Annotated in this window: 9 protein-coding genes; 2 read left to right on the plus strand and 7 right to left on the minus strand. The window is 69.4% G+C overall.

Translation table 11 applies throughout. The features are described 5' to 3' along the window. The 5 genes from AC08OU_RS21865 to AC08OU_RS21885 all read right to left on the minus strand — a co-directional run. A partial coding sequence (locus AC08OU_RS21865; RefSeq protein WP_476605667.1) for a hypothetical protein occupies positions 1-279 on the minus strand: 279 nt, incomplete at its 3' end. Further along, the gene (locus AC08OU_RS21870) at positions 279-611 is read right to left on the minus strand and encodes a type II toxin-antitoxin system RelE family toxin (RefSeq protein ID WP_476605668.1); all 333 of its coding nucleotides are present in this window, start codon (positions 609-611) and stop codon (positions 279-281) included. The genes AC08OU_RS21865 and AC08OU_RS21870, both read right to left, overlap by 1 nt. Next, the gene (locus AC08OU_RS21875) at positions 530-793 is read right to left on the minus strand and encodes a hypothetical protein (protein WP_476605669.1); all 264 of its coding nucleotides are present in this window, start codon (positions 791-793) and stop codon (positions 530-532) included. Before AC08OU_RS21875 ends, AC08OU_RS21870 begins: the two co-directional genes overlap by 82 nt. 31 nt (positions 794-824) lie before the next feature. After that, complete coding sequence (locus AC08OU_RS21880) at positions 825-947, minus strand: hypothetical protein (RefSeq protein ID WP_476605670.1); 123 nt, start codon at positions 945-947, stop codon at positions 825-827. 105 nt (positions 948-1,052) lie between these two features. Beyond that, entirely contained in the window at positions 1,053-1,286 is a 234-nt protein-coding gene (locus AC08OU_RS21885; RefSeq protein ID WP_476605671.1) for a hypothetical protein, read from the minus strand. 301 nt (positions 1,287-1,587) lie between these two features. Here AC08OU_RS21885 and AC08OU_RS21890 point away from each other — a divergent pair, with 301 nt between their 5' ends. Then, on the plus strand, positions 1,588-2,928 hold the full coding sequence (locus AC08OU_RS21890; protein ID WP_476605672.1) for a Scr1 family TA system antitoxin-like transcriptional regulator: 1,341 nt from the start codon (positions 1,588-1,590) through the stop codon (positions 2,926-2,928). Here the strand turns inward: AC08OU_RS21890 and AC08OU_RS21895 are convergent. Beyond that, positions 2,855-3,121 carry a helix-turn-helix transcriptional regulator gene (locus tag AC08OU_RS21895; RefSeq protein WP_476605673.1) on the minus strand — a complete coding sequence of 89 codons (267 nt, stop codon included), beginning with the start codon at positions 3,119-3,121 and terminating at the stop codon, positions 2,855-2,857. The genes AC08OU_RS21890 and AC08OU_RS21895 overlap by 74 nt on opposite strands. Before the next feature lie 273 nt (positions 3,122-3,394). Here AC08OU_RS21895 and AC08OU_RS21900 point away from each other — a divergent pair, with 273 nt between their 5' ends. Continuing rightward, positions 3,395-3,535 carry a hypothetical protein gene (locus AC08OU_RS21900; RefSeq protein WP_476605674.1) on the plus strand — a complete coding sequence of 47 codons (141 nt, stop codon included), beginning with the start codon at positions 3,395-3,397 and terminating at the stop codon, positions 3,533-3,535. A 236-nt stretch (positions 3,536-3,771) separates the two neighbouring features. On the opposite strand, the gene AC08OU_RS21905 is transcribed toward AC08OU_RS21900, so the two are convergent. Continuing rightward, positions 3,772-5,061, minus strand: a complete 1,290-nt coding sequence (locus AC08OU_RS21905; protein WP_476605675.1) for a TolB family protein — start codon at positions 5,059-5,061, stop codon at positions 3,772-3,774. Between the last annotated feature and the right edge of the window lie 685 nt (positions 5,062-5,746).

The following is a 5,746-nucleotide window of genomic DNA, read 5'->3' on the forward strand; positions in this document are numbered from 1 at the left end:
CGGCCTGGTCCAGCTCATGATCTGTCCTCCATGCGTGTTGGCGCCCAGGGTCAACGCGAATCCAGATCGGGCCTGCCGACGGGCCGACCACGTCCCCCAGGTCGTGACGCTGCCTTCGCCGAGAACGTAGGTTCCGACGATTGAGCGACGATGGAATGTCGATGTACGGCCGAGTGCAGGCCGCGCCCAGACCACGCCCAGACCCGTGGAGGCGATCTGGTAGTCGATCCGCCAGCCCACGTCACGGTCCAACGTCGACCCGTAGCCGACCGAAGGCACTACCGGGACGCAGACCCTCGCGCGACATGGCCTATGGAGATCACGTCTCCGCGAATCTCGTAGAGCACCCTGTGGCGGCCTACCCGAAGCCGCCGTAGGTCGGGTGATCCGAACGGGAAGGACATGGTGGGTCGAGGTGCGTCAACGAGATCATCGATGGCACGGACGAGTTCCCGAACGCCGTCCGGATCGTCAGCCAGGAACCTCGCCGTCTGGTTGATCGCCCTCTCCTCGAAGAGGACCGTGAAGCTCACCGGTCGACGCCTAGCCGGCGTCGCACCTCCTCGGCAGGCACGTAGGAGACCTGCCCCAGCGATTCCCGGGATCGCCATTCGTGGAGCGCGGCCACGTCCTGCGCGTCCTCGAGTTCCTGAGCCGTGGCCCGCCGCTCGAGTGCACGAAGGCGCAGGAAATCCACCAACGGCACCACCACAGCTGCCTCATCACCGAGATGAATCACCTCGTAGGAGCCGGTGTCAGGGTCCGGGAGACCCCCGGTGGGCTGTGCGGACATGGACTCGATCGTACTGCGCCCGAACCGGAACTCAGCCGACCCGAGCGTCGACGTCGCACGTCACGACGACCGGCGCGTGGTCGCTCCAGCGCTGCGCGTACGACGGCGCCCGATCGCTCTCGGCCTTGCTGGGGTTCGTGTTCGCAGCGTTCATGCGGTCTCTCTGTTCCTGCTCGGCTTGGTGCCGCTGGGTGTCGAGGTAGGACGGCGTCGGCGCGGACGGTCGCCAGGGGTGTATGGGCGGCCCGGCCGCCAAAGATCACAGGTGCTCTGCCAGATGGGCGGCGATCTCGTACGGGACCGGCCACGGCGAATCAAGTGACGCGGTGGGCACGTCCAGCGCGATGCCCATCGGGCGAGCGGTCCACCTCACGCCATGGCCCGCCGTCAGGGCACAGGTGCCGCGTGCGAGCCACGCGTGCAAGTCGCTCCTGGCAACCAGGCCCCGCAGGTGACCGTCGAGCCAGACCTCGACCGTTTGCCCGCTGACCACGATGGTGACCTGGATCGTGGACGGCGAGAAACAGGAGCCCTCCGACCACTCGCCAGATCAGCTCACCGGTCCACGGCATCGGGGCGTCAGAGACGGGATTCACCGCTTCACCTTCTGGCTCTTCGAGTCCGTCCTCTTGGAGGCGACCAAGCCATCGGGTCCCAGCCGGTTTCCCCGGTGGATCAAGGTCCTGTCCGCTTCGCTGACTGGCCGCTAAATCGACACACCGGACGGAGGGAAGTCCCAGATGCAACAGTCCCTTTCCGGGACATCCACAGAGAGAAAGATCGGGAGGGATGCCATGGCGGTCGAAGGTCCGACCCTGTCGCGACGGCGACTGGCGAGACTGCTGAGACAGCTGAGACAGCTGAGGGAAGACGCCGGACTGAAACCGGCCGATGTGACCAAAAGCAAGGACAATCCGCGCGGCGTGGTGGGCCGAAGCACCTTCCACCGCGTCGAGAGCGGCACCGCTCCCATCGGCGTGCCAATCGCGATCGCCCTGGCCGCGCGATATGGCGCCGACCAAGCCAAGATCGATGCCGTCTCCGAACTGGCGCACAGCTCGCAACAACGCGGCTGGTGGCAGGACTTCGGAGACGTCACTCCGAGCTTCATCACCTACGTGGATCTCGAAGCACAAGCGTCGCGGATCGCGACGTATCAGCCGCTGGTCCCCGGCATCCTGCAGACGCCCCGCTACGCCCGCGCCATCGAGCAGGACACCAGCCTGGGCCAGGCCGACGACGACGCGATCGAGCGGACCCGCGCCGCAGCCCTCCTGGACGCCGCGCAGGCCCGCTACCTCGCGACCCGACCCACCGGTGACCTCGCGGCCGAACGCCGCGAACTCACCAGCATCCTCACCGACACCGACACCGACGTCGTCGTCGACGTCGACGCGCACCGGCCCGCGCTGCTGGCCGCCATCGATCGCGCCCGCGCCGCACACGACACCGCGCAGCGCGTGTACGACGTCGTCCACACACAGCTGACCGCGCTCGAGCTACAGCGCCGCCCAGACCCGGCCACCCTCGCCGCCGTCCGCGACCGACTGCATCAGCGGCGGCAGGAACTGGCCGACCGCGCGCTGGACCTCGACCTCGCCCAGACCCGGCTGCGAGCCGACGACGGCGACGAGACCGCACGGCGACTGCTGCACGACCGGCTCGCCCTGATCGATCGAGCCCTCGAACACCAGATCGGCGACGCCGCCGCCCGGCTCGCCAGCGAACCAGCCCTCTACAGCCCTGCTCGGCCACCGCCCCGACGCGGCCGCCGCCGCACGCCAGTGGAACCAGCACGCGATCGCCGTCGAGCGCTACCGGCACACCACCCTCGCCCTGCCCTACGGCACCCCCGCCGCGGCCCTCACCGGACCCGCCACCCACACCGCCCTCGGCCCACCACCCGACGATCCCGATCTCGCCCGCGAGTACACGCGCCTGCAGGGCCTGCAACCCACCCTGGACTTCGAACCGGCCCTGTAGCTTCGAACCGGCCCTGTCGCGACGGTTCGGATGCCCGCCGGGTGAATGCGACGTGCGAATCGTGCGCCGAGCGCTGCTTCACGCTCGCGGGTTCGGGTCGAGCCCCAGCGCTCGGCGATCCTCGCGCGAGGCGTCCCGAGCCAGCTCGTTGAGCGTGACGTCGAGGGCCCGGCAGATGGCGGGGACCTGGTCGACGGGGATGGCTCGATCGCCGGCCTCGATCGCGATCACGGTCTGCGGGCAGAGGCCGAGCCGGTCGGCGAGCTCGTGCTGCGTCAGACCGCACCGCTTCCGTTCGGCAACGACCGCGCGGGCCAGAACCAGCCCGACCTCGGATACGCGCACGGCACCACCGTACGCACCATTACCGATCCCGAGGCAAGAACATTGGACGCCGCGCAGGGCCTGCGCCCGGATGACACCCTCGGCCTTCGGTCTTCCCGGGGAGCCGGGCGCCGGCGTGGCCACCGAGATGACGTCATGTCGCCGCTCCCACGCGGCTGCGGTGGCGGGCGATGGGTGCGCGGCCGCCCCAGGTGAGCGTGAGCACCGTCAATGTGTGCAACTGTCGCGGCGTCTCGGCGAGCGAGGTCCAGTACCGCTCGAACGCACGCGCCCGTGGTCGGCCACCGGACATCCGGTGCCGCCCGCCGAGCCATGCGCCACGGTGGACGTGCCGACGGTACCGTCCGCGGCTGGCTGGCCAGCGTCGCGGCCAGGGCGGCCGTCCTGGTCGCCGGCGCGATCGAGCTGACCTGAGCGGCCGGCGAGGCCTACCCTGCCGGCCGGTTACCGCAGCGGGCCCGGCCGTGGCGGTCCGAGGCGGTCACCGCGCTGGACCGCGTGGCTCGCGCCGACCTCTCGTGTGGAAGACCCTCACGCGCGGGACGTCACCGACTGCGGCAGCGTGCTGATCGCGTGGGTCGGGGTTCGGTCGCCGTGGTGGCGTTCCCGCTTCGCCGGTGTCGGCCTCGGCTGGGGAGCGTGGGTGGGCGTCAGCGCCGCCCGCGGGTGCACCCCGGATGGGTGAGTCGGGCGAAGACGTCGTTGACGTCGTTGGTGTCGTCGGGGACGAGGTCGGGTTGGGGTGACCAGAACACGATCACGCGTCCGGCGCGTGAGATGTCAGGGTCCAGGGCGAGCGCTGGTTGCCCTCCGACGGTGACCGACACTCGGGTGGTGATGCCTCGCCGCAGGTCACGCACCAGGACGCCGACGCGGGGGTAGTCGTCACCGACGAACTGGGACGTGCCGACGAATGCCACGTGACGCCCGTCCGGGGAGATCGACGGCGACTCCGCGAGCCCGGGCTCGGTGCCGGCAGGTTGCGTGACCCGGATCCAGGCCCCGCGGCGGGGATCGACCACGTAGATCTCGCCGGCGAAACCGTGTCCTGGCACGGCTTGGAACGCCACCAACCGCCCGTCCGCGGTGATGGATGGGCTCCAGTTGCGACCGGAGGTCACCGGGTTGCCCGGCCCGACCGACACTCCGGTCGTGGTCTCGCGTCGCACGTCGCGCAGGAAGACGTCGTAGTCGTTGTCGGTGTCACCGGGCACGACGTGCGGGGAGTTCGTGGCGAAGGCGACGAACCTGCCGTCGGCGGAGATCGCCGGGTCGCTGCCGCCGTAGCCGATCTGAGATCCGTCCGCTGCGACCGACACCCGCCTGGTCACCACCGACCGCAGGTCATGCGTGAAGACGTCGTAGTGGCCGTTGGTGTCGCCGGTGACCAGGTCCGACGCCGGGGAGATGAAGGCCACGACGTCGCCGTTCCCGGAAATCCGCACGTCGGAGGCGCCGCCGGTCGATTGGGTGCCACCGGTGGCGACCGAGACCCGGCGCGTCGTGCCTGACCGCAGGTCGTGGACGAACGCGTCTGCGGCGCCGTTGGTGTCACCGGGAACCAGGTTCGACGCCGAGGACGAGAACGCGACGTACCGCCCGTCGCCGGAGATGGACGGATCGCCGCTGAAGCTGTTGGCCTGCTCACCAGCAGTCCCGACCGAGACTCGACGAGTGGTGCCGGAGCGCAGGTCACGCACGAAGACGTCGAGCGAGTGGCTGGTGTCACCAGGAACCAGGTCCGACGCCCAGGACCCGAACGCGACGTACCGCCCGTCGGCCGAAACCGCCTGCCCCCCACTGGACCCGTCCGCATCGCCCCCAGCGGAGTCGACCGAGACCCGGACGCTGACACGATCACGGCACGCCCACCCCGCCGCGTCCGCCGGGCCCGCCACCGTCAACACCGTCAGCACGGCCGCAACCCAGACCCCAGCCACGGCCCGCACAGTCCTGACACCCAGCCAGCGAGACGCCTCGCCATTCATCCTGCCCGTCATCACCCTCCCCCTCCATCCCGCGCGGGCCCACCTGCCCGGCAACGACTTGCCGCCGGTGCAGCACCACATCGCGACACACCCACCAGGCGTTACGCAAGGCAACGATCCGAGTACTCTACGTGCGACGGGTTGGTCTGGTGGGAGCGCGATGAGTTCTCACAACAACGGTCGCGCGCCCGACCGCAACCGACATCCCGGAGGGCCCTGACTGACACCGCCAAAATGGCTCTTCTCGGGCAGTTCCGGATGGCCGCGCGGATCGCGGCATGTCCGGACGGGGCTGGCGCCGCGGGTGGTCTACTCCTACCGCACAAGTCAGCAGGTGTATCTTTGCACAGTGGCGTACGCTGCCTATGCTGACGAGTCCGCCAGCGACAGTGACCAACAATGCGGATAATCTCTCCAGCGGCCCGGCGTCGACGTTGCTCTAGTCGATGCCGGGCGTTCCGCCCCCCGCGAGGCCAGCTTGCCATAAGGGCTGCAGCAGAAAGGCCAAGCCGCGATGTCGGATAGCATTTCCGTCGACCGCACTGATGTCGAGTTGCTACTGGGCATTGTTGCGATCTTGCAGGGGGTCTCGCTCGCTGGAGAGATGCAGGAATCTCTGGCGAGCAAGCTGGAACGT

The organism is Frankia sp. CcMO1 (genome assembly GCF_977945845.1).

Excerpts from the sequence above, each read along its gene's own strand:
- AC08OU_RS21870 (WP_476605668.1), bottom strand. The coding sequence starts at position 611 with ATGGCGATCCCGGGAATCGCTGGGGCAGGTCTCCTACGTGCCTGCCGA.
- AC08OU_RS21875 (WP_476605669.1), bottom strand. The coding sequence starts at position 793 with ATGTCCGCACAGCCCACCGGGGGTCTCCCGGACCCTGACACCGGCTCC.
- AC08OU_RS21880 (WP_476605670.1), bottom strand. The coding sequence starts at position 947 with ATGAACGCTGCGAACACGAACCCCAGCAAGGCCGAGAGCGATCGGGCG.
- AC08OU_RS21890 (WP_476605672.1), top strand. The coding sequence starts at position 1,588 with ATGGCGGTCGAAGGTCCGACCCTGTCGCGACGGCGACTGGCGAGACTG.